This is a genomic window from Pseudoflavonifractor sp. MSJ-30, from assembly GCF_018918045.1.
GTDB lineage: Bacteria > Bacillota > Clostridia > Oscillospirales > Oscillospiraceae > Faecousia.
The window spans coordinates 38,546-59,042 of the sequence record NZ_JAHLPU010000008.1; the positions used below are offsets into that span (position 1 = coordinate 38,546).

General features: G+C 55.7%; 17 protein-coding genes, 1 tRNA gene and 1 riboswitch. Of the genes, 2 read left to right on the plus strand and 16 right to left on the minus strand.

The window, feature by feature from the left end:
• Positions 1 to 73: 73 nt before the first annotated feature.
• Both KQI10_RS00840 and KQI10_RS00845 read right to left on the minus strand, forming a co-directional pair.
• Positions 74 to 1,426: an ABC transporter substrate-binding protein gene (locus tag KQI10_RS00840; RefSeq protein WP_216565479.1), complete on the minus strand. Its 1,353-nt coding sequence runs from the start codon at positions 1,424 to 1,426 to the stop codon at positions 74 to 76.
• A gap of 258 nt (positions 1,427 to 1,684) precedes the next feature.
• The gene (locus tag KQI10_RS00845) at positions 1,685 to 2,737 is read right to left on the minus strand and encodes a LacI family DNA-binding transcriptional regulator (protein WP_216565480.1); all 1,053 of its coding nucleotides are present in this window, start codon (positions 2,735 to 2,737) and stop codon (positions 1,685 to 1,687) included.
• A gap of 231 nt (positions 2,738 to 2,968) precedes the next feature.
• On the opposite strand from KQI10_RS00845, the gene KQI10_RS00850 reads away from it, so the two are divergent.
• Positions 2,969 to 3,622: a YesL family protein gene (locus KQI10_RS00850; RefSeq protein ID WP_216565481.1), complete on the plus strand. Its 654-nt coding sequence runs from the start codon at positions 2,969 to 2,971 to the stop codon at positions 3,620 to 3,622.
• 180 nt (positions 3,623 to 3,802) lie between these two features.
• Here the strand turns inward: KQI10_RS00850 and KQI10_RS00855 are convergent, their stop codons facing one another.
• The 3 genes from KQI10_RS00855 to KQI10_RS00865 form a co-directional block, all read right to left on the minus strand.
• On the minus strand, positions 3,803 to 4,726 hold the full coding sequence (locus tag KQI10_RS00855; protein ID WP_216565482.1) for a serine O-acetyltransferase: 924 nt from the start codon (positions 4,724 to 4,726) through the stop codon (positions 3,803 to 3,805).
• 183 nt (positions 4,727 to 4,909) lie between these two features.
• Positions 4,910 to 6,175, minus strand: a complete 1,266-nt coding sequence (locus tag KQI10_RS00860) for a UDP-N-acetylglucosamine 1-carboxyvinyltransferase (RefSeq protein WP_216565483.1) — start codon at positions 6,173 to 6,175, stop codon at positions 4,910 to 4,912.
• Positions 6,176 to 6,271: 96 nt separating this feature from the next.
• The gene (locus KQI10_RS00865) at positions 6,272 to 7,561 is read right to left on the minus strand and encodes an RsmB/NOP family class I SAM-dependent RNA methyltransferase (protein WP_216565485.1); all 1,290 of its coding nucleotides are present in this window, start codon (positions 7,559 to 7,561) and stop codon (positions 6,272 to 6,274) included.
• Between the two features lie 369 nt (positions 7,562 to 7,930).
• Between KQI10_RS00865 and KQI10_RS00870 the strand changes: the two genes are divergently transcribed.
• Positions 7,931 to 8,004 (plus strand) — tRNA-Gly (locus tag KQI10_RS00870).
• A gap of 318 nt (positions 8,005 to 8,322) precedes the next feature.
• Here KQI10_RS00870 and KQI10_RS00875 read toward each other — a convergent pair.
• The 11 genes from KQI10_RS00875 to miaA form a co-directional block, all read right to left on the minus strand.
• Positions 8,323 to 8,658, minus strand: a complete 336-nt coding sequence (locus KQI10_RS00875; protein ID WP_216565486.1) for a P-II family nitrogen regulator — start codon at positions 8,656 to 8,658, stop codon at positions 8,323 to 8,325.
• Position 8,659: 1 nt separating this feature from the next.
• Complete coding sequence (locus KQI10_RS00880) at positions 8,660 to 9,028, minus strand: hypothetical protein (RefSeq protein ID WP_216565488.1); 369 nt, start codon at positions 9,026 to 9,028, stop codon at positions 8,660 to 8,662.
• An 11-nt stretch (positions 9,029 to 9,039) separates the two neighbouring features.
• Complete coding sequence (locus KQI10_RS00885) at positions 9,040 to 10,563, minus strand: DUF1538 domain-containing protein (RefSeq protein ID WP_216565489.1); 1,524 nt, start codon at positions 10,561 to 10,563, stop codon at positions 9,040 to 9,042.
• 404 nt (positions 10,564 to 10,967) lie between these two features.
• Entirely contained in the window at positions 10,968 to 12,593 is a 1,626-nt protein-coding gene (locus tag KQI10_RS00890; protein WP_216565491.1) for a glycosyltransferase family 39 protein, read from the minus strand.
• Between the two features lie 424 nt (positions 12,594 to 13,017).
• A complete protein-coding gene (locus KQI10_RS00895; protein ID WP_216565492.1) occupies positions 13,018 to 13,254 on the minus strand; it encodes a hypothetical protein in 237 nt (78 codons plus the stop codon).
• Positions 13,255 to 13,337: 83 nt separating this feature from the next.
• A riboswitch (SAM riboswitch) is annotated at positions 13,338 to 13,426 on the minus strand.
• An 87-nt stretch (positions 13,427 to 13,513) separates the two neighbouring features.
• Positions 13,514 to 16,303: an isoleucine--tRNA ligase gene (gene ileS / locus KQI10_RS00900; RefSeq protein WP_216565494.1), complete on the minus strand. Its 2,790-nt coding sequence runs from the start codon at positions 16,301 to 16,303 to the stop codon at positions 13,514 to 13,516.
• A gap of 620 nt (positions 16,304 to 16,923) precedes the next feature.
• Complete coding sequence (locus tag KQI10_RS00905) at positions 16,924 to 17,637, minus strand: DivIVA domain-containing protein (protein WP_216565496.1); 714 nt, start codon at positions 17,635 to 17,637, stop codon at positions 16,924 to 16,926.
• A gap of 33 nt (positions 17,638 to 17,670) precedes the next feature.
• The gene (locus tag KQI10_RS00910) at positions 17,671 to 18,249 is read right to left on the minus strand and encodes a cell division protein SepF (protein WP_216565497.1); all 579 of its coding nucleotides are present in this window, start codon (positions 18,247 to 18,249) and stop codon (positions 17,671 to 17,673) included.
• A 22-nt stretch (positions 18,250 to 18,271) separates the two neighbouring features.
• A complete protein-coding gene (locus tag KQI10_RS00915) occupies positions 18,272 to 18,985 on the minus strand; it encodes a YggS family pyridoxal phosphate-dependent enzyme (RefSeq protein ID WP_216565498.1) in 714 nt (237 codons plus the stop codon).
• A gap of 79 nt (positions 18,986 to 19,064) precedes the next feature.
• Positions 19,065 to 19,295, minus strand: a complete 231-nt coding sequence (gene hfq / locus KQI10_RS00920; protein ID WP_216565499.1) for an RNA chaperone Hfq — start codon at positions 19,293 to 19,295, stop codon at positions 19,065 to 19,067.
• A gap of 52 nt (positions 19,296 to 19,347) precedes the next feature.
• A complete protein-coding gene (miaA, locus tag KQI10_RS00925) occupies positions 19,348 to 20,277 on the minus strand; it encodes a tRNA (adenosine(37)-N6)-dimethylallyltransferase MiaA (protein WP_216565500.1) in 930 nt (309 codons plus the stop codon).
• Positions 20,278 to 20,497: the final 220 nt, after the last annotated feature.

The window sequence follows — 20,497 nt, forward strand, 5'->3', positions numbered from 1 at the left end:
CAGCCTCCTGTTTTTTCTGCCGGGGTATGCCCCAAGAGAGGCATACCCCACTGTTTTTCCGAACAGGCGCGGATTACTTTTCTGTATCCAGAATGGTCTGCATTTCCGCGTTGAGCTCCTCGACGACAGTCTTAAGTTCGTCGCCGCGCAGACCGGAATTGGCAGCATCGATCATCTTACCAACAATGGCGCGGACTTCTGCGGCATTGCTGCAGAAAGGACGGTCATAGGGCTTTCCGACTTCACTGGTCTTTGCGACAACTTCTGCCATCTGCGGATCGTGCAGGCCGGAAATAATCGGGTTCTCCCAAGTAGAGGTACGGGCGGAATAGCCGCCTTCGACCATGCCCTGGACATCCATATCCTTGCTGCTGATCCACTTGATGAACTCCCAGGCTGCGTCCTTCTTTTCAGAAGTGCTGCTAATACCCCATGCCCAGGCAACAATGTTGTACGGCGTCGAGCCGGCGGGGCCTTCGGGGAACTGGGCGTAGCCAACCTTATCCACAATCAGAGACTTTTCAGGATCGACGATGGAAACCGTGTGTGTATAGGCATCGATGCGCATGGCAGTCACGCCGTTGATGAACCAGTCAAGGGTATTGTTCATCGTGGAAACGTCCGCACCCTCGGGGCCGGTGGCGACAAGATCGGCATAAAGCTCCAAAGCCTGAAGCGCTTCCGGGGTGTTCATAGTCGCATTCTTGTTTTCGTCAAAGAAGTCTCCACCGTAAGCGTACAGGAAGCCGGAGAACTGAGTTACTGCACCGTTGCCTTCGCCGCGCAGAGACAGGCCGTAAACGTTGTTTGCCGGGTCATAGCACTTTTGCGCAACCTCAAGAAGTTCCTCCATTGTTGTAGGTACGGAGCAGTTGTACTTTTCGAGGATCTCAGTGTTATACCAGATGATTTCGCCTTCAACAAGGTAGGGGATACCGACGATCTGACCATTGACCGTGGTGATCTCGCGTGCGGCCGGAGAGAAGTCCTCGTAATCATATTCATCGCCGACAGCAGCAATGTAATCATTCAGCGGCTCAAAGTAGCCATTATTCGTCCACGCAATGGTCTCCTGAATGGGACGATAGCAAAGAACGTCGATGTCTTTGCCGCCAGCGGCTGCATTGATGGCAATCTTGTTGACAGCCTCCTGGAATTCATACTGTTCCAGATTGACGGTAATGCCGGTAAGCGCTTTGAACTCATCAAGGTGCTTCTCTGCGGCATAAACAGGGCCGGAACCAGTCGTCACAACGGTGATTGTCGTACCATCGTAGGGCTTGTCTGCTTCAGTGGCAGGGGTTTCATTTTTCGCATTATCAGAGGTCGTTTGTTCGCTGCCGGGGGTATTCTGCGCGGGGCTGCCGCACGCGGCAAGGGAGAAGAGCATAATCAGGGCCAGGGCCAGGGTAATCAGCTTTTTCATTTGTTTTTCCTCCTTAATGTTTCAGAATGTGTTTTGATGCGCAAGAAAAACCTCAGTAACCACACCTTTCAATTTGGAAATATTATTGTTTTCTATATTGAAAACGTTTTCAAATCATTTATAGCAAAACAATCTGAAATCGTTTTCAGTCTAAATAAAAATATGTGAGATGCAACCCGCGTAGAATTAAAGAGAGGCGTATTGGAAAGGTTCATAGCAATCACTTCCTTATCATTACTGGTCCCGCAGGCTGGGATCTTATTCCGCAGCCTGCGGTTTTTCAAAATCAGGGTTCAATATACGTGTACGGGGCGGCGCACAGGAATCGCCCTCTATAAGCCGCGGCTTCAGGATTCGGTTGTCTGTCGGCAGGACGGGCGTATCCCCTTCGACCATTCGGATCCACTCCAGAAGCTGATCGGCAACCGCGGCGTATTCGTCCGCAATGTGCAGAGGCTTTGGCCGGACCATGTCATCGTGCCGGAAGGTACCGAAGGTTGCAAGTGAAATATCATCTGGAATTGAAATGGCGTGCGCTTCACAGAATTCCATAATACCAATGGCAAGGATCAGGCTGCCGGTGATATAGGCAGTTGGCGCATTTTCACCATAAATTGTCTGCTCTACAATCTGCTGGGCGAAGGATTCACTGAATTCACGTTCAAAAATCAGCACGCTGTCTTCCGGCAGGTGGTAATCCTTGAGAAATCGACGCACCCCTTTGCGCCGGTCTGCGTTTGTGGAAAGGCGCGGCGGACCGCTGATGAAGCACATTTTTCTGTGCCCAAGGCGGTAGAGATAAGCAAGAAGCGCATAGATTCCGTCAGCCTTGTCGACATAAACAGAAGGGAACGCATTATGTGCCGGATAGCGGTCATAGCCGAGGAAGCACATACCACTCTTTTGCAGGGAGTCAAGGCGCTCGTCATTACCGCCGGTGGAGTTAATGAGAATCAGATCAACACGGCCCTGCGCCATCAGATCAACGAGCTTGTTTTCCGTCTCCGGAGAATCGTAGGTGTTTGCGACAATGATCTGATAGCCCTCGGAAAGAAGCTCCCGTTCCAGAATCTGAAGAACACTGACAAAGAACGAGACCGAAAGGTCGGATGTCATCATGCCGATCAGCTTTGTTTTCTTATGCTTCAGGGACTGCGCAATGGCATTTGGCGTGTAGTGAAGCTGCTCGATTGCGGCCATAACCTGCCGCTCCTTTTCGGGCGTCACAAGGCCCTTCTGATTGATGACGCGGGAAACGGTAGAGATTGATACACCGGCAAGTCTGGCAACGTCTTTGATCGTTACTTCCACATGTTTCCCCCGCTTTCTTCGGAATTCACGATTATCGTATTCTGAAAACGTTTTTTTGTCAAGAGATTTTCATTTTGGGACTTAAAAATTGGTGAAGTTCACAAAAAGCAATACACATTTCTGTTTCAAATAACATATTGACACGTCGAAAATAGAGAAATATACTTGCGGTAAAGAATTGAGAACGTTTTTATAGCAACGATTTATTGAGATTCAGAGAGGGGATCCGCCTTGGAAGAGCTTCAGAACTTTGACGCGCCGGTATACAAAAGAAACGCGCTGGCGGTCCGATTTTTACAGATTGTCGGCGTGAGTGTTCTCTGGCTGATCTGCTGCGTCCCAATCGTAACGATCGGTCCGGCGAGCTGCGCACTGTACTACGTTACCGCAAAGACAATTCGCCATGGCCGCGGAAAACTGTGGCAGAATTTCATCGGAGCCATGCGGGCGGATTTTCGGATCAGTGCGCTTTATGGTACATCGATGGTGCTTTTTGCGGCACTGCTCGTATTTTTCATCCGGTTGACAAATACGCTTGGGGCAGAGAACAGCATGTGGAGAATCCTTGGCTGTGCGTATGGTATGATGCTGATTCTGACAGTGTGCCTTGCAGTTATGGTATTTCCAGTCCTTTCGCGTTTTCGTTTTGCCGGGAAGCAGCGGTTGAAATTTCCGATTTTGTTTACCCTAAAGCACCTTTTTACAGCGTTTACCTGTCTGCTCGTATGGTATTTGGGTATCAGCATCACAATGCTGTTCCCGGCATGTCTGCTCTTTGTGCCCTGCATGTGTACGCTGATCTGCTCCATGGTGTTGGAGCCGCTGTTGAAAAAATACGCGGTAAACGCTGAAGAGGAATCGTCTGACCAGTGGTATATGGAATAGTCTGCACGCATAGGGCATCTGCTGCAATTCCATTGCAAAATAACAGCCAGTGCCGGCCGACACTGGCTGTAAAATTTATAGAAGTGGCTGCTTCGCGGTACCATAACGTTCATAATGAACGGTCTCCATTGCGGCTATTTTTGGAAGCCGAGCAGCGCTACTGAATATCCATTGGTTTTCTCAAGACTCCTGCTTTTCCGGCCAGAAGGGGCCGGGGCAGTTTGCCCGCTGGCGGATCTGCAGCTCCTGGCTCTTGACGCTGACCGTGGTGCAGGGGGAAATGGAATGGGTGATGAACACGTTGGAGCCGATGACGCAGTCCCGGCCGATGACCGTCTCGCCGCCCAGGATAGACGCGCCGGCGTAGATGGTCACATTGTCCTCAATGGTGGGATGGCGGCGGACCCCCCGCAGGCTCTGGCCCCCCCGGGTGGTCAGAGCGCCCAGGGTCACGCCCTGATAGATCTTCACATGGTCGCCGATGACCGTGGTCTCGCCGATGACGATGCCGGTGCCGTGGTCAATGAAGAAATACTTGCCGATGGTGGCCCCGGGGTTGATGTCGATGCCGGTAACGCTGTGGGCGTGCTCCGTCATCATTCTGGGCAGCAAGGGAACGCCCATGGTGTAGAGCACATGGGCCAGACGGTATACCGTAATGGCGAAAATGCCGGGATAGCAATAGACGATTTCATCGGTGCTGTAGGCCGCGGGGTCGCCATCGTAGAATGCCTCCACATCGGTCTGGATCACGCCGCGCAGCCCCGGAATGGCCCGGAAGAAATCCAGACTCACCTGCTGTGCCTTTTCCTGAGCCTGACGCTCCTCCATATCCGGCTGGTACACCATGGTCAGCTGCTTTACCAGATTGTACATCACATCCTCAATGAGCATGGACAGATTGTGATGGGTATTGTAGATGCGGTAGTTCCTGTCCCGGCTGAAGCCCGGGTAGACAATGCGCATGAGCTTGCCGATCATATCGATGACCACAACCTTGTCCGGGTGGGCAAAGGGATTCATGCGGTCAATGCTGCGGCCGTTGCGGTAGTCCTCCAGAATGGTATCCACAATGGTCTCAACCTGCTGTTCCATTGTTGCCATGGCGTGTTCCTCCTTCTATTTTGAAAAAGGGTTGTTCAAAATTTTATACCTGTAGGGGCGGCTACCAGCCGCCCGCTGAATTTCGAGACAGAGCGCCCAAATACCAGGCACTCAATTTCGTTCATTAGCGGGCGGCAGATTGCCGCCCCTACAAGGAAAGCTTATTTGATACCCTTGCAATGTTCAGTCTTCCACCCGGCGGATCTGGGCGCCCAATGCCGTCAGCTTGCCGATCAGGTCCTCATAGCCCCGCTCCACATAGTGGATGTCCTCCACCTGGGTGGTTCCCTGGGCGCTGAGGCCCGCAATGACCAGAGCCGCGCCGGCCCGCAGGTCATGGGCATAGACCGTAGAGCCATAGAGCTGCTCCACGCCCACCACCGTGGCGGTTTTTCCGTTGATGTGAATGTTGGCACCCATGCTCTCCAGCTCCGCGCAGTAGCCGAAGAAGCGGGTTTCGTAAACGCTCTCGGTCAGGCGGCTGGTTCCCTTTGCCAGAGACATACAGACGCAGACCTGGGCCTGCATATCCGTGGGGAAGCCGGGATAAGGGCTGGTCTTCACCGTGGTCTGCCGCAGTGCGCCGGTACGCATGACCCGGATGGCATCGTCAAAGACAATGACCTTGGCGCCCATCTCCTCCAGCTTGCTGGTAATGCACTCCATGTGCTTGGGGATCACGTTCTGCACAAGAACGTTTCCTCCGGCAGCCGTCACCGCCGCCATGTAAGTGCCCGCCTCGATCTGGTCCGGGATGATGGCATAGCTGCCGCCCCGGAGGCTGTTGACGCCCCGGATCTTCACGGTATCCGTGCCCGCGCCGGTAATGCGTGCGCCCATGGTATTCAGAAAGTTGGCCAAATCCACAATATGGGGCTCCTTGGCCGCGTTTTCGATCACCGTCTGGCCGGGCAACAGGGTCGCCGCCACCATGATATTCACAGTGGCACCCACGCTGGCCATATCCAGTGTGATTCTGGCCCCATGGAGGCCGCCCTCCGTGGGTTTCAGGGCCACATAGTCCTCCCGCTCATCCACGTCCGCGCCCAGAGCCAAAAAGCCCTTGATGTGCTGATCGATGGGCCGGGATGCAAAATTGCAGCCGCCGGGCAGGGCCACATGGGCATGGCCGAAGCGGCCCAGCAGCGCGCCCATGAGATAATAGCTGGCCCGCATCTTTTTGACCAGTTCCGGGTTCGGCTCGGTACACTGCACCTCTGAGCTATCCAGCTCCACAACGTGAGGCTCGGGATAGGCGAGCTTTACGCCCATACCCTCCAGAATGTCCAAAAGAATGCGGACATCGGAGATATCAGGTACGTTTTCAACGCGGCACTTCCCGCTGACCAGCAGCGCCGCGGGCAATATGGCTACCGCCGCGTTTTTCGCGCCGCTGATGGTGACGGTCCCTTCCAGGGGTCTGCCGCCGTTAATTTCATATCTGGCCAAGGAACGATCCTCTCCTTGTGATAAATTCGGGGTTGAAACATTAGAATTCCAAGGTATTCTATCATGGAATGAACAGTTTGTAAAGAAAAACCTTTTTCACCGCCGCAGGCCCTTCGGATAATGGTTCTTCAGCTGATTTCCGTCACTTTTCCCCCAGCCGATACTGTAGCCGCCTACGCTTACTAGACACCAGCCCTTTTCCCGGCAAGGCAGTACATCACCGTGCATATATTTTCCGATTTCCTCCCCTTGGGGATCCAGATCCAGCACTCTGGCGAAATGCTTTCCCCACAAGGCAAGGGCATGGGCAGGCTCCAGGCGGTCCTTCTTCCGTTCCCCCAGTTCCAGACCCGGCCGCAGCACCCGCAGGCCCTTCAATTCCGGACAGCCCCAGGGGGCCAGATACAGCCGATCGCCGAAGCTGAGGTTTATACCCTCCGGAAGCTCAATGCCGCATTCTTTGGCGAAGGCCAGCCAGGGCTTCGGGAACGCGGTTCCCCGCTCTTCGGAAATATCCGTTTCTTCCCCTTCCAGCTTACGCAGCACGGCCCCAAAGTGTCCCTCTCCCAGGAGCTTGTGGGGCCACATCCGGTAGGTGCCGTTCTCCCCCGCCGCAAACCAGGGCGCGTCCACGCTTTCCGGAACGAATTCCGGATGCCGGGCCAGAAACGCCTCCACCGTCTGTTCGTTTTCCTCCGGGGCAAAGGTGCAGGTAGAGTATACCAGCCGTCCGCCGGGCTTCAGGAGCTTTGCCGCGTTGTCCAGGATCTCCGCCTGCCGGGCGGCGCACATCTCCACAGTCTGCTGGCTCCAGTCCGTCACCGCCGCCTCTTCCTTGCGGAACATCCCCTCGCCGGAGCAGGGGGCATCCACCAGCACCCGGTCAAAGAATCCCGGCAGCCGGGCGGCCAGATTTTCCGTTTTTTCGTTGGTCACAATGGCATTGGCAACGCCCATGCGCTCAATGTTCCGGGAGAGGATCTTTGCCCGGGCCGGACTGTATTCATTGCACAGGAGAAGCCCCTGCCCCAGCATTCTCCCCGCGATCTGGGTGGATTTTCCGCCGGGGGCCGCACAGAGGTCGCAGATCTTTTCTCCGGGCCGGGGGTCCAGCAGTGCCACGGCGGACATGGCGCTGGCCTCCTGCAGATAGTATACCCCGGCCTCGTGATAAGGGTGCAGCCCGGGCCGCTCTGTTGGGTCATAATAGTACCCCATAGGCTCCCAGGGCACGTTCTCCCCCACAAAGGGCAAATGCGGAGCAGGCCCTTTCAGCGGATTGAACCGCAGCGCCACCGCCCGGGGCCGCTCCAGACTCTCCAGAAACGCCGGATACTCCTCCCCCAATTGGCCCTGCATTCGTATTAAAAAAGCTTCCGGAAGCATAGTCGGTCTCCTTTGATCGGTTGGTTGTACAGGATGGAAGTTTGGGACATTGGGAGTTGCCGTACCAGCGCAGAACGCCCTTGGCTCTCCCTATGGGAGAGCTGGCACGGCGGAAACGCCGTGACCGAGAGGGCTGCAATGCCGAAGCATTCATGCGAATCCCGCCACTGGTACCCTCTCAGTCGTGCTGCGCACGCCAGCTCCCCCAGAGGGGGAGCCAAGGGGGAACCCCCAATTTACCTTCATTCTCGTAAATCTGCGGGTATTATAGCACACTTTCCCCTCTTTTTCTACCGCCAAAAGAAGATAACCTCTGCCGACAAATTAGGCATTGATTTTTTCTCTCCCGTCTGTTATAATAGCCCCAATGCAGGGTTAGTTCATCGGTAGAATGGTCGCTTCCCAAGCCACAGAGGCGGGTTCGATTCCCGTACCCTGCTCCAAAAGAAAAGGCACCCCGTGGGGGTGCTTTTTCTTTTTGAATAATTGGAAGGGAATCGAACCCACTCAAATGCAAGTGTCCTGCGGACACTTGCCTCTCCCTCTGGGAGAGGTGGCCGAGCGCAGCGAGGACGGAGAGGGTCAACGTTGAGGATTTTAATGGACGTGATCATTCAAAACAAACGCCCCAAGGCCCTCTCAGTCTCGGCTGCGCCGAGCCAGCTCTCCCAGAGGGAGAGCCAAGGTTGCCTTAGCCACGTCCCCCCATTATGTCATTCTGGCCGCACAAAAAGCACCCTTTCGGGTGCTTTTTGTAGAAATCATTCCTCTTTTTCCGGTTCCGGTACGGCCAGGCCGGCAACATCGGAGACGGGAAGAGAAAAGGCGATGCCTTTGGCTTTTTTGGCCATGCCCATTTCTTTGTAGATGGCGTTCAGCACCCGGTCCCGGATGGTTTTTTCCACCACCATCATCAGAATCTCCTTGTCCGCATGGACGGTGATGCCGAAAAAGCGGGCGGCGTCCTCTTTGACCACCCCTCGGGCATTTAGTATGGTGCCGCCCCGGACGCCGTTTTCCCGGGCAACATCCATCACGTCCTCGGCAAAACCTGCGTTGACGATTGCAAAAATGACCTCGTGGTTTTCCGTTTTCATCTTATCCCTCCCTGCCCATGCGGTTGTCACTTAAAAACTGATACAGATTGACCCCGATCACACTGGATAGGGGTACGGCAAAGCAAATGCCCTTGCCTCCCCGGACCGAGTGAAATTTGTCTTCCAGGCAATTCATGATCTCCTCCACCAGGTCCTCCCGGACCACGCTGAGGATCACCGCCTTGTGGGGTTCCAGACCCAGCAGCTCCAGCAGCTGGGAGTTGGCCGTCCCCTGACCGTTGGTCACCATCTGAAAATTTACATTGTACTGCCCCAGTACATCCAGGTAAAACTCGCCCTTGGGCCGGTCCACCACGGTGATCAGGAGCTTTAATTTTTTGATTGCGGAATCCTTTACCGTATTGTTCATAGGCGGCTCCTTTACATGAAGTTGATGATCTGCTGATCGTCCGCGTCCAATATCCGCTTCATGGCCCGCCGCTCGTTGACCCGCTCGGCAACGATGCCCCGGAAACCAAGAAGCTGAATGGCGATCAGGGGGGTCATGGCCACCATGGCCACCACGCCAAAGCCGTCCCGCAGCACCGCTTCGCTCCCCTGGAGACTGACACAGGCCCCCACCGCCAGGGGCAGGATGAAGCCGGAGGTCATGGGTCCGCTGGCCACACCGCCGGAGTCAAAGGCAATGGCCGTATACACCGGCGGCACAAAGAGGGACAGTGACAGGGACAGAAAATATCCGGGAATCAGATAATACACCAGGGAAAAATCATAGACGATGCGCACCATGCTCAGGGCAATGGAAGCTCCCACCCCCAGGCACAGGGCCACCATCATGGATTTTCTGCCCACCAGTCCCCCGGTCACTTCTTCTACCTGAGTATTGAGGACATGAACCGCCGGTTCTGCCAGCACTGTCAAAACCCCTGCCCCAAAACCGAAGCAGACCAGTACGGCCGGATGGGCCTGGGCAAGGCTGCTGCCCATTTTGTAGCCCAGGGGCATAAAGCCCACGTTGACCCCGGTGAGAAACAGCACCAGGCCGAGATATGTAAACACCACGCCTACGGCAATGCGGTTCAGCTGCTTCCGGGAAAGCTTCAAAAACAGCACCTGACACACGCCGAAAAACACCACGATCATCCCCAGGGCCAGCCCCACCTCCCGGCAGGTATGGAGCAGGGTGTGGCCAAAGGCTCCCAGAATATCCTGGCTCATGGCAAAATCCGGCACGTCATACATAAGCTCCTTCCGGGACAGGATGCCTAAAATCAGCACCGCCAGCACCGGGCCGATGGAGCAAAGGGCCACCAGGCCGAAGCTGTTTTCCTTGCTCCGCCGGTCACCCAGAACGTGGGAAACACCCACGCCCAGAGCCATGAGGAAGGGCACCGTAATCGGCCCCGTGGTCACGCCGCCGGAATCAAAGGCCACCGGCAGCATAGAGAGCTTCCCGCCCACGGCCAGAAGCAACGACAGGGCAAACAGCAGCATATAAAACAGCATTAAAATCTGGGACAGGGACTTCTGGAACACGATTTTGAGAATCGCCACCAGCAAAAACACACCCACGCCCACACCCACGGTGTAGGTCAGCACCATGCCGTTGATCACGGACTGCACCTGGCCCGCCAGAACCTGCAAGTCCGGCTCGGCAATGGTAATCAGCACCCCCAGCACAAAGCAGACCCCCAGCAGCAGCCCCAGCTTCTTCTGCTTGGAAAGGCCGGAGCCTACATGGGAACCCATGGGAGTCATGGCCAGGTCCGCGCCCATGCTGAACAGGCCAATGCCCAAAATCAGCATGACCGCCCCAATGGTAAAGGTGATTAATTCTATTCGTGTCAGGTTCAGCAGCGGCGTGGCCGCCAGCAGATAGACCATGGCCGTAACGGGCAGCACGGACATGAGGGCCTCTTTGATTTTCGCTTGCAGTTCTTTCAAGGGGGCGTTCCTCCTTTTGGGTTTCGATGTTCAAAACCGTTGAATGATTGTTACCTACAAATTATACCAAAAAAGTAAGTCCTTGCCAACCCGCTAAAACGCAACTTTTTGTAAACAAATCTCCGACAAATTCCAGATTTTGACTGAATTTCCCTAGAAGGAAGTGAGATTCACCCGTACACGCAAAGAATCACCCATCACAAGGACGGGTGATTCTTTCCTATATGCCCAAATAGCGGTAAAATCTGATCAAATCGGTCCACAAACCCTGAATGGGGTGTATTTTTACCGCCAAATTCACCGCCAGCAGCAGACCCACCACGGCGCAGAAAAAGCACAGTCGCAGTATAAAGCCGTAGGCCTTACAGATTTCTTGAGAGATTTTTTCCATGACCTACCCGCCTTTACTGTAGCTTATAAACCGTAATAGGGCTGCCGCTGCATGTGACCTTGGCGGTCAAATAGTCCAGACAATCCAGAATGTTTGGCAATATCCACTTGCTGCTGCTTCGGTTTCCGTCAGGGCCACGGGTGTATACCACCGGGTAATGCTGGGCAATGGCGGCGTAAATGGCGTTCTTCTGGGCATAGCGTTCCGGTTCCGCCGCATAGCGTCCGGAAAAGCTGTCACTCATCACGAAATAGGTCTTGTCCGCGTATTCCGGAGCCACAGTGATTTCCCCATCCGTCAGGCAGAACCCATCGGTCTTGTCCGTATAGCCCGCCGGGTCAAAGGGGGTATAGCCCTCGTAAATGGAGTTTTCCGCCGTAATGCCCAGGGCCTCAAAATCCTGTAGGGCCAGTTGGCGGCTGTCCGGTACCGTCAGGTGCTTGGTATCCGACAGGCCGAACACAAAGGAATTGACCAGCACCCCGGCGGTAAACACCAGCACCACCGCTGATACTGCTTTCCCGCCTTTGGGCATGGCTCTGGCTCTACTGTAAAGGTCTCCCAGGCCGATGCCGATCAGCAGCATGAAAAAAGGATACACAGGAATGCCCCAACGGGACCAATGGAGCTTTAGTACGCTCATGCAGCCCCAGTAAATCGCCCCGGTCAGTAGACACATTCGTCCCTCGTCTTTCATCCCCAGCACACAGACCAGGCCCCACAGCAGCAGCACCCAGGTCTCCGTTCCAAAGGCATGGAGGAAATCCGTCAGATAAAACCGGAGATTTCCGGTGAAAGACAGGCCGTCCGCCCCCAGATGTTCTGGCCTCGCCTCCCGCAGAACGTTGGAAATCACCGCCTGATAGTCCAAGAACAGATTGGGGGCTATGAGAAAAACGGCGCAGACCACCAGCAGCACACTGAAGGCCCCCAGGCGAAGAATGTCCACAGGCTTTTTGTTCCGCAGGCTGCGATATACCACCGCCAGGGCCAGGGGCAGACACAAAATGGCCCCGTTGTACTTGATGGTCACGCAAATGCCGATGATCAACGCCCCAAAATAGATATACTTATCCTTCCCGTATACCAAATACCGTCGCAGCATCCAGGTAAACAGCACCACAAAGAAGCAAAGCACCACATCCGGGTTGGCAAGGGTGGAATAGCGAATAAAAATCGGCAGGAAGCCCACACCGCAGCCCACACAAGCCCCTGCCATGCGCCCCAGGCATTTGGGCTGTTTTTCCAGCAGCTCCTGGGCAAACAGCATAGTCAGCGGGATCAGAGCCGTTCCAAAAAGGGCCGAAAAAAATCTGGCCACCAGGTAAAAACTGTGGGCATGGGTCTCAAAGGCCACATAGGCCGGTTGATGGTAATAAAGTCTTGAAAAGACGGCAAAGAGGATGGCATCACATTTGATTTCAAAATGGTCCGGGCGGTCAAAGGACTGGGCCATCCAGGAGTGTCTGGAGAGCATTTCCATGGCATAGTCCACGGTTGCAGGTTCATCGGGGTGCAGCAGCAGGGGCATTCCCCAGAAGCAGCCCAACAACCGCATCAGGAACCCGGCCACCGTCAGGGCGATCAGGAAATACCAGTACCGCCTTTTGCTCTTTTTTTCAAGTGTTTCAGTTTCCATTGGTTTCTCTGCTCCTTTTATCATCCGCTGCCAGGGTGGCGGCCAATTTTTGCGTATCAAAGCTATTTTTCTTATTGTAACGCCTGGGCTATTGTTTTGCAAGCACCAATCCGGTCACTCCCCCGACTTCAAAAATCCCGCACCGGGTCTTTGGGAGACACGGTGCGGGGAAATTGGGTGGGAAGCTCTGATTAAATCGGCAAGAGCTGACGGCGAAAGATTTTGGTTCCAGGCAAGATTCTAAAAGTGGAGGAATACTTTATGTACCCGCAAGGGGTATGCCGCATCCGTAAGCCAGCTTGCGCTGGCAACGGCTGCGCTATATTTCCCGCTTTTAGAAGCGCAGACTGGGGGCAAAAGATTCGCCGCTCAGCCGCAGCTGATTTATTCAGAGTTTCCCTCTAGAAGACGGTGAAATTCGCCCTCATGCTCTGCAGCGAAACGCCTCATACATTCGCCACACCCCCTCTGCCCGCTTCTCCGTCCCCGGCTCAAACAAAGCCATATCCACGCAGACCAGACCTTTTTCATATTTTTCAGCCGCCTTTTTGGCATAGTCCACCGCCGCCTCTTTGTCCTCCAGGGGGAACAGCTTCAATACCTCCACCCGGTCCCCCACCACGTAAACCACCGCAAACTTCTGTTCTTTTCCGCTGTGCATCTGTTATTCCTCCGCATTCAATATTTCCACAGGAGCGGCAAAAAAATCACCCATCGAAACGATGGGTGATGTATGTTCTATATCCCCCATCGTACAGACATTAGCACCTTACCCCCCGGGCAGGTTGCTGGGCGATCATCGGGTCTGTCCCTCACGCCACTCTATATGGTAGATTCAGGATAACATATGGCGGCAAACTTGTCAACACAAAAATCCCGCACCGGGTCTTTGGGAGACACGGTGCGGGGGAATTGGGTTTTTAGAACTCCACGTCCATCTTGGCGATGACGGCGGCGCAGCGGGGGCACAGGCCCTGGGCGTTGGCTTCCAGAGAGTGCATCCAGCAGCGGGGACACTTTTCTCCCTTGGCTTCGGATACGCCAACGGTCAGCTGGGGGAAGTTCACACCGGCGGCCACCTCGGCGCCCTCCTCGGGGGCAGACCAGGAGCAATCGGAGACGATGCAGATTTCTGCCAGGTTCAGACCCTCGCAGGCATTTTTCAGGGCTTCGTCCGCGGTTTCCAGGGTCACGTGGGCTTCCAGAGCCTTGCCGATGCGCTTGTCGGCCCGGGCCTTTTCCAGAACGCCGTTGACATCCTGACGGAGCTTCATGACGGTATCCCAGCGGGCCATGGCGGCATCATCCAGGCAGTAAGCCTCGAAGGACCCGGGCATCTCGTTCAGGAGCACGTTCCGGGCATCGTCGGAGGAACGGTGGGGCATGGACTGCCAGATTTCATCGCAGGTAAAGGCCAGAATGGGGGCGAAAACCTTCGCCATGGCGTCCAGAATCAGGAACAGGGCGGTCTGGGCGGAGCGGCGGCGCAGGCCGTTCTTCTCCTCGCAGTACAGCCGGTCCTTCAGAATGTCCAGATAGAAGCTGGACAGCTCCACCACGCAGAAATCGTTGATGGCATGGGAGACCATGTGGAACTCATACACATTGTAGGCCCGCTTGCATTCCCGCACCAGGGCATCCAGCTTGGTCAGCGCCCACTTGTCCAGTTCTTCCATATCCTGGGGAGCCACCAGATCGTCGGGGTCAAACTCGTTGAGGTTGCCCAGGCAGTACCGGGCGGTATTCCGGAATTTCAGGTAGTTCTGGGCGATCTGCTTGAAAATCTCCTTGGAGCAGCGGACATCCGCATGATAGTCGGAGGAAGCGGCCCACAGACGAACGATGTCCGCGCCGAATTCCTTGATGAGGTCCGCAGGGTCCACGCCGTTGCCCAGAGACTTGTGCATGGCACGGCCCTGGCCGTCTACGGTCCAGCCGTGGGTCAGCACCTGGCGGAAGGGCGCGCCCTGGTCCAGAGCGCCGACGGAGGTCAGCAGAGAGGACTGGAACCAGCCACGGTACTGGTCCGCGCCCTCCAGATACACGTCCGCGGGCCACAGTTCGGGGGTCCGGTGCATCAGGGAAGCAAAGTGGGTAGAGCCGGAGTCAAACCAGCAGTCCAGAGTGTCCTTCTCCTTGGTGAAGTCCTTGCCGCCGCAGTGGGGGCAGGTAAAGCCCTCGGGGGCCAGCTCCATGGCATCCTTCTCAAACCAGATGTTGGAGCCGTACTCATCAAAGAGCCGGGACAGCTTTTCAATGGATTCCGGGGTGGAGACAGGCTTGCCGCAGTCCTTGCAGTAGAACACGGGGATGGGCAGGCCCCAGCGGCGCTGACGGGAGATACACCAGTCGGCGCGCTCGCGGATCATGCTGGTCATGCGGTCCTGGCCCCAGGCGGGGTACCACTGGACATTTTCAATGGCCTTGATGGCCTGGTCCTTGAAGGATTCCACAGAGCAGAACCACTGAGGGGTGGCCCGGAAGATGACGGGCTTCTTGCAGCGGTCATGGTGGGGATAGGAGTGGACGATCTCCTCGGAGGCAAACAGGGCGCCGGAGGCGCGCATATCCTCCAGGATGACGGGGTTACTTTCCTCGGTCTTCATGCCGGCATACTTTCCGGCGTAGTCGGTGTGGCGGCCGTAGTCATCCACGGGCACCACCAGCTCCATACCGTAGCGCATGCAGGTCTGGTAGTCGTCGGCACCGAAGCCGGGAGCGGTGTGGACACAGCCGGTACCGGAATCCATGGTGACGTACTCGGCATTGACCAGCCGGGAGGTCTTGTCCATAAAGGGATGCTGGGCCAGCATATTCTCAAAGAAGGAGCCGGGGTAGCTGGCCAGGACCTCATAGTTTTCAAAGCCGCCGATGTGCATGACCTTGTCCATCAGGGCCTCGGCCATGATGTAGGTCTCGCCGTTTTCGGCCTTGACCAGCACATAGCTGTCTCTGGGGTGCAGGCAGATGGCCAGGTTTCCGGGCAGAGTCCAGATGGTGGTGGTCCAAATGACAAAGTAGGTCCTGGAGAGATCGAACTGAGAAAGTTTGCCCAGATCGTCCTTCATGGGGAACTTGACATAGACGGTGGTACAGGGGTCGTCCTTGTACTCGATATCCGCCTCGGCCACGGCGGTGACGCAGTAGGGGCACCAGGTCACGGGCTTCAGGCCCTTGTAGATGTAGCCCTTGTCGAACATCCGGCCAAAAATCTTGACCTCCTGGGCCTCAAAATGCTTGTCCATGGTGCGGTAGGGGTGTTCCCAGTCGCCTACCACGCCCAGACGCTTAAAGCCGCCCATCTGCTTCTGAATAAAGTCCTCGGCAAACTCGGCACAGGCTTTCCGGAATTCGGGAACAGTCAGATCCTTATTGAGCTTCTTCTTGGAGGTCTCAATGGCCCGCTCGATGGGCAGACCGTGGTTGTCCCAGCCGGGGACATAGGGGGTGTAGTAGCCCATCATGGCATGGCTGCGGACGATGAAGTCCTTCAGCGTCTTATTCAGGGCGTGGCCCATGTGAATATAGCCGTTGGAGAAGGGAGGGCCGTCGTGCAGCACAAACCGGGGCTTGCCGGCGTTCTTCTTCAGCATTTCGTTGTACAGGTCCAGGTTCTGCCAATGCTCCAGCATTCCAGGCTCCCGGGCAGGAAGACCAGCCTTCATGGGAAAGTCCGTCTTCGGGGTGATGATGGTGTTTTTGTAATCCATGGGAATAACCTCCGTCGTTTGTTCTATCGAGCGTTTGTGAAATTGATTTTTGTATTACAATATACGGTTTGAATTGACAATTGACAATTGACAGTTGACAATTTTTATGGAAGCTCTGATTAAATCGGCAAGAGCTGACGGCGAAAGATTTTGATTCCAGACAAGGTTTGGAAAACGAGGGAATACTGTATGTATTTCCCATTTTTCAAACCGCAGTCTGGGGGCAAAAGATTCGCCGCTCAGCCGCAGACGATTTATTCAGAGTTTCCTTATATTTATTTTCGAAGAAAATACCACAATTGTCAATTGTTCATTGTCAATTGTCAATTAAAAAAAGCCTTTGTCTCTGGTTGTAAGAGACAAAGGCATAATTTCCTCTGCGGTACCACTCTTGTTCCGTTTTTTGATAACGGCACTTGTGCGCGCTGTATCGGGCGTACCCGGTGGGGTCTACTGCCCCAGAATGGGGGTTCGGCTCACTGCTCTGAGGGGATAAGCATCCCGGGCCTTTACCACCTCGCACCAACCGGCGGCTCTCTGAAAAGGCTGTCGAAATACTCCTGTCCTCGTCCTTGCATTGGGGATATTGTCTGTTATGAGGAACTGGTCAAGCCGGGTCCTTACTTGTGGGTGGGATCGTAGTTCCGGCCGAATTGCAGGTTCAGGTTGGCAAACCGGCTGGTGGTGGTGTCGGCAGTGGGGTGCCTGGGTTCCGCCTTGGGGGCAATGTCCTCCGTGGAACCCACCAGGGCCTCCACGTTGTGGGCAATCTCATCGGCGACGGAGCCGCTGTCATACTGCATAGCGGCCTCCGCGGCGGGGGCAGCGGAAACAGCAGGCTTTGCGGCAGGAGCCGCGCCCTTGATTCGCTCCAGCGCCTGGATGCAGGCACGCATTTGCTCCTGGATCTCGGCAATCTTGGCGTTGGCAGCCTTCCGGGCCTCTTCCACACGGGCGTTCTCGGCGGCAATCAGGGCCTCCGTATTGGCACTGGGAACCACCGGCGCGGCAGCGGGGGCGGCAGGCATGGCGGCGGCCTTGGCGGCGGCCTCCTTCAGCATCCGGTCGCACTTGGCCTTGGTCTCCAGGAGCATCTTATCGGCAGCGGCCTTGGCGTCCACGGAAGCGTTCTTCACCTCAACGCCGTTCTTGCGGTACTCTTCCAGCTTGGTTGCCAGAACACGCATCTTGCTTTTCAGCAGAGCGTTTTCCTTGTACAGCGTTACATAATCTTCGGTCAGAGGCTCTAGGAATTCATCCACCTGCTGCATGTTGTAGCCGCCGAAGGAAGCCTTGCTGAAGGACACCTGATCAATTTGCTGCGGAGTAATCATATCTGTATCTCCTTCCTGTGATCTGTCAAAGGGTTAGATGTAGTTTTCAACCTCTGCCTGCAAGGTCTCCAGATCGCCGGAGATCTCCATATTGTGGGGGCAGAAGAGATAAGCGGACTGGGCGATCTTCTTTACGTCGCCGTCCAGGGCATAGACGCAGCCGGACAGGAAGTCCACCACCCGGCGGGCCATGGCCTTGTCCACATTCTCCATATTTACAATGACGGCCTTGCGGTTACGCAGGTCATCGGCCGCCTTGGAGGTATCGTTGAAGCTGCCCGGACGGAACAGCACGACCTCCTGCTTATTGGCAGAGGAGCCGGTATGCAGCACAGGGCCGTTGAAGCCTGTGGAGCTGCCCAGAGCGCTGGAGCCGGAACCGGATGCAGAAATGGAGCCGAAGCCGAAGTCGTTATTGTCCTCGTCCTCCTCCGGCTCTTCTTCTGCCGGGGCAGCGGGGCGGGTGCGGCGGGCGGGAGCACTGCGGCGGGCAGGCTTTGCCTCCTCCTCTTCATAATCGTCATCGGCGTACTCTTCGTCTTCGTCGTAATCGTCGTAATCGTCGTCGGAATAGGGCGCGGCAAACTTTTTCACGTTATCCCAAAGGCTCATTTCTGTTTTTCCTCCTGTATATTTACATCTTCTGATGAGCGGTGGTGTAATCTCTGGCACCGAAAACAGCGGTGCCTATGCGAACCATGGTGCTGCCCGCGGCGATGGCGTCTGCGAAGTCGCCGGACATGCCCATAGATAAACAGTCTACCGAAACATTATCCTTCTTTTTTGCCCGTATGTCAACATATATTTGCCGCATTTTAAGAAAAAATTTTAAATTATCCCCGGGATTCCGGGCAATTGGGGGAATTGCCATAAGTCCCCGGAGCCGGATGTTGGGAAAACTGTCAATTTTGTCCACCAGCGGCAAAATTTCCTCTGCCCCAAATCCGGACTTTGCCGCCTCCTGCCCGATGTTGATCTCCAGAAGGATGTCCTGAATGATCCCCTGGCGCCGGGCTTCTCCGGAAATTGCGGTGAGCAAGTGTTCGGAATCCACGCTTTGGATCAGGTTCACTTTGCCCACCACCTGCTTCACCTTATTGGTCTGCAAATGGCCGATGAAATGGATCTCCGCCCCTTCGTAGGCGTTCTCCGCCAGCTTTGCGGTCAGCTCCTGGACCCGGTTTTCGCCGCATACCCGGACGCCTGCCCGGATGGCCTCCCGGACCGCCTGAGCATCGTTCATCTTCGTCGCGGCGCAGAGGGTGATCTCCCCCGGGTCCCGTCCCGCGGCACGGGCGGATTCGGCGATCTCCGCCAGAACTTTCCCAACATTTTCTGCAATTGACATATTTTACACCTCTCTGTCTATGGCAAAAGGCGGCGGATCGCTCCGCCGCCTGATTTTCCGGAGCGGAAAGCACCGCGCCTTATACGCTGGGCGCAGCCGCCTTCAACGGCCGGATGGGCGCAAGGGTAGAAATGGCGTGCTTGTAGATCATCTGCTGCTTCCCGTCGGTCACCAGCACCACCACAAAGCTGTCAAACCCCGTAATCGTCCCCCGGAGCTGGAAGCCGTTCATCAGAAACAACGTCACGGGCACCTTATCCCGGCGCACCTCTCTGAGAATGGCATCCTGTAAATTCATGGCTTCGTTCATATGTATACCCGCTTTCCTGTTCATTTTTGGAGTACGCATATGCTAGCACGATTCAGCTGTCGATTTCCCGCAGAAGCTGTCGGGCAGACCGGAAAATCTCCTCTCCCGCAGTCCGCTCCCCCCGGATAAGCCAGTGCATGGCCTTGTTCCGGCGGAACCAGGTGAGCTGCCGCTTGGCATAGCGGCGGGAGGACTGCCGGACCTGATCGGCGGCGGCCTCCACGGTCTCCCGTCCCGCCAGAGCGTTTACAAATTCCTTGTAGCCAATGGCCTGCATGGCAGTGGCCGTCTCCGGGACGCCGGAGTCCAGCAGCCCCTGAATTTCCTCCAAAAGGCCCATTTCCAGCATTTTTGTCACCCGCAAATCGATGCGGTCATAGAGCCGCTGCCGGTCCTCGAAATCCAGCCCCAGCCAGACCGGGCTGAATTTCGGAGGGATGGCCTGGGTACGGCGGTTGTGTTCCGTAATGGTCTGCCCGGTTTCCAGATAGACCTCCAGCGCTCTTAACAGCCGCTTCCGGTCGTGGATACGCTCCGCCGCCTCCGGGTCCACGCCGCGAAGCCAGGCGGCCATGGCCTCCATCCCCTCCGCGTCCGCCTGGGCCTCCAGCCGCTCCCGGACGCCGGTGGATGGGAAGGGCGCAAAATCGTTGCCCCGGATGAGAGAATCCATATAAAGCCCCGTGCCCCCGGCGATAATGGCGGTTTTGCCGCGGGCCACGATATCCTCCACAATCGGAGCCGCCGCCGCGCAGTAGCGGCTGACGGAATAGTCCTCCTCCGGATCCGCCACATCGATCATATGGTGAGGAATGCCCCCCATCTCTTCCGGGCTCGGCTTGGCGGTACCGATGTCCATGCGCCGGTAAACCTGCATGGAGTCGCAGGACACCACCTCGCCATTCAGTTCCCGCGCCAGCTCCACCGCCAGCGCTGTTTTTCCGGAGGCTGTAGGGCCCGCAAGGCAGATGATCTGGTTCATGGTCATTCCCCCTTTCCTCGCTCATTCAATGGACAATTGACAATGAACAATTGACAATTGTGGTGTCCCTTCGGGACATTTTTGTATTTTCCATTCAAAGTCCGTAAAGACGCAAACGCCCAAATGACAGCCTAATTGTCAATGCGAATCAATAGTTGAAATACCCAAAAATTCATGGATATTCCAGGAATTTTGAAACTTTTGAGCCTCGTAGGGGCGG

What these genes read in the sequence shown, in the direction of transcription:
- KQI10_RS00840 (WP_216565479.1), bottom strand. Translation starts at nt 1,426, where the DNA reads ATGAAAAAGCTGATTACCCTGGCCCTGGCCCTGATTATGCTCTTCTCC.
- KQI10_RS00855 (WP_216565482.1), bottom strand. Translation starts at nt 4,726, where the DNA reads ATGGCAACAATGGAACAGCAGGTTGAGACCATTGTGGATACCATTCTG.
- KQI10_RS00865 (WP_216565485.1), bottom strand. Translation starts at nt 7,561, where the DNA reads ATGCTTCCGGAAGCTTTTTTAATACGAATGCAGGGCCAATTGGGGGAG.
- KQI10_RS00875 (WP_216565486.1), bottom strand. Translation starts at nt 8,658, where the DNA reads ATGAAAACGGAAAACCACGAGGTCATTTTTGCAATCGTCAACGCAGGT.
- KQI10_RS00880 (WP_216565488.1), bottom strand. Translation starts at nt 9,028, where the DNA reads ATGAACAATACGGTAAAGGATTCCGCAATCAAAAAATTAAAGCTCCTG.
- KQI10_RS00890 (WP_216565491.1), bottom strand. Translation starts at nt 12,593, where the DNA reads ATGGAAACTGAAACACTTGAAAAAAAGAGCAAAAGGCGGTACTGGTAT.
- KQI10_RS00895 (WP_216565492.1), bottom strand. Translation starts at nt 13,254, where the DNA reads ATGCACAGCGGAAAAGAACAGAAGTTTGCGGTGGTTTACGTGGTGGGG.
- ileS (WP_216565494.1), bottom strand. Translation starts at nt 16,303, where the DNA reads ATGGATTACAAAAACACCATCATCACCCCGAAGACGGACTTTCCCATG.
- KQI10_RS00905 (WP_216565496.1), bottom strand. Translation starts at nt 17,637, where the DNA reads ATGATTACTCCGCAGCAAATTGATCAGGTGTCCTTCAGCAAGGCTTCC.
- KQI10_RS00910 (WP_216565497.1), bottom strand. Translation starts at nt 18,249, where the DNA reads ATGAGCCTTTGGGATAACGTGAAAAAGTTTGCCGCGCCCTATTCCGAC.
- KQI10_RS00915 (WP_216565498.1), bottom strand. Translation starts at nt 18,985, where the DNA reads ATGTCAATTGCAGAAAATGTTGGGAAAGTTCTGGCGGAGATCGCCGAA.
- hfq (WP_216565499.1), bottom strand. Translation starts at nt 19,295, where the DNA reads ATGAACGAAGCCATGAATTTACAGGATGCCATTCTCAGAGAGGTGCGC.
- miaA (WP_216565500.1), bottom strand. Translation starts at nt 20,277, where the DNA reads ATGAACCAGATCATCTGCCTTGCGGGCCCTACAGCCTCCGGAAAAACA.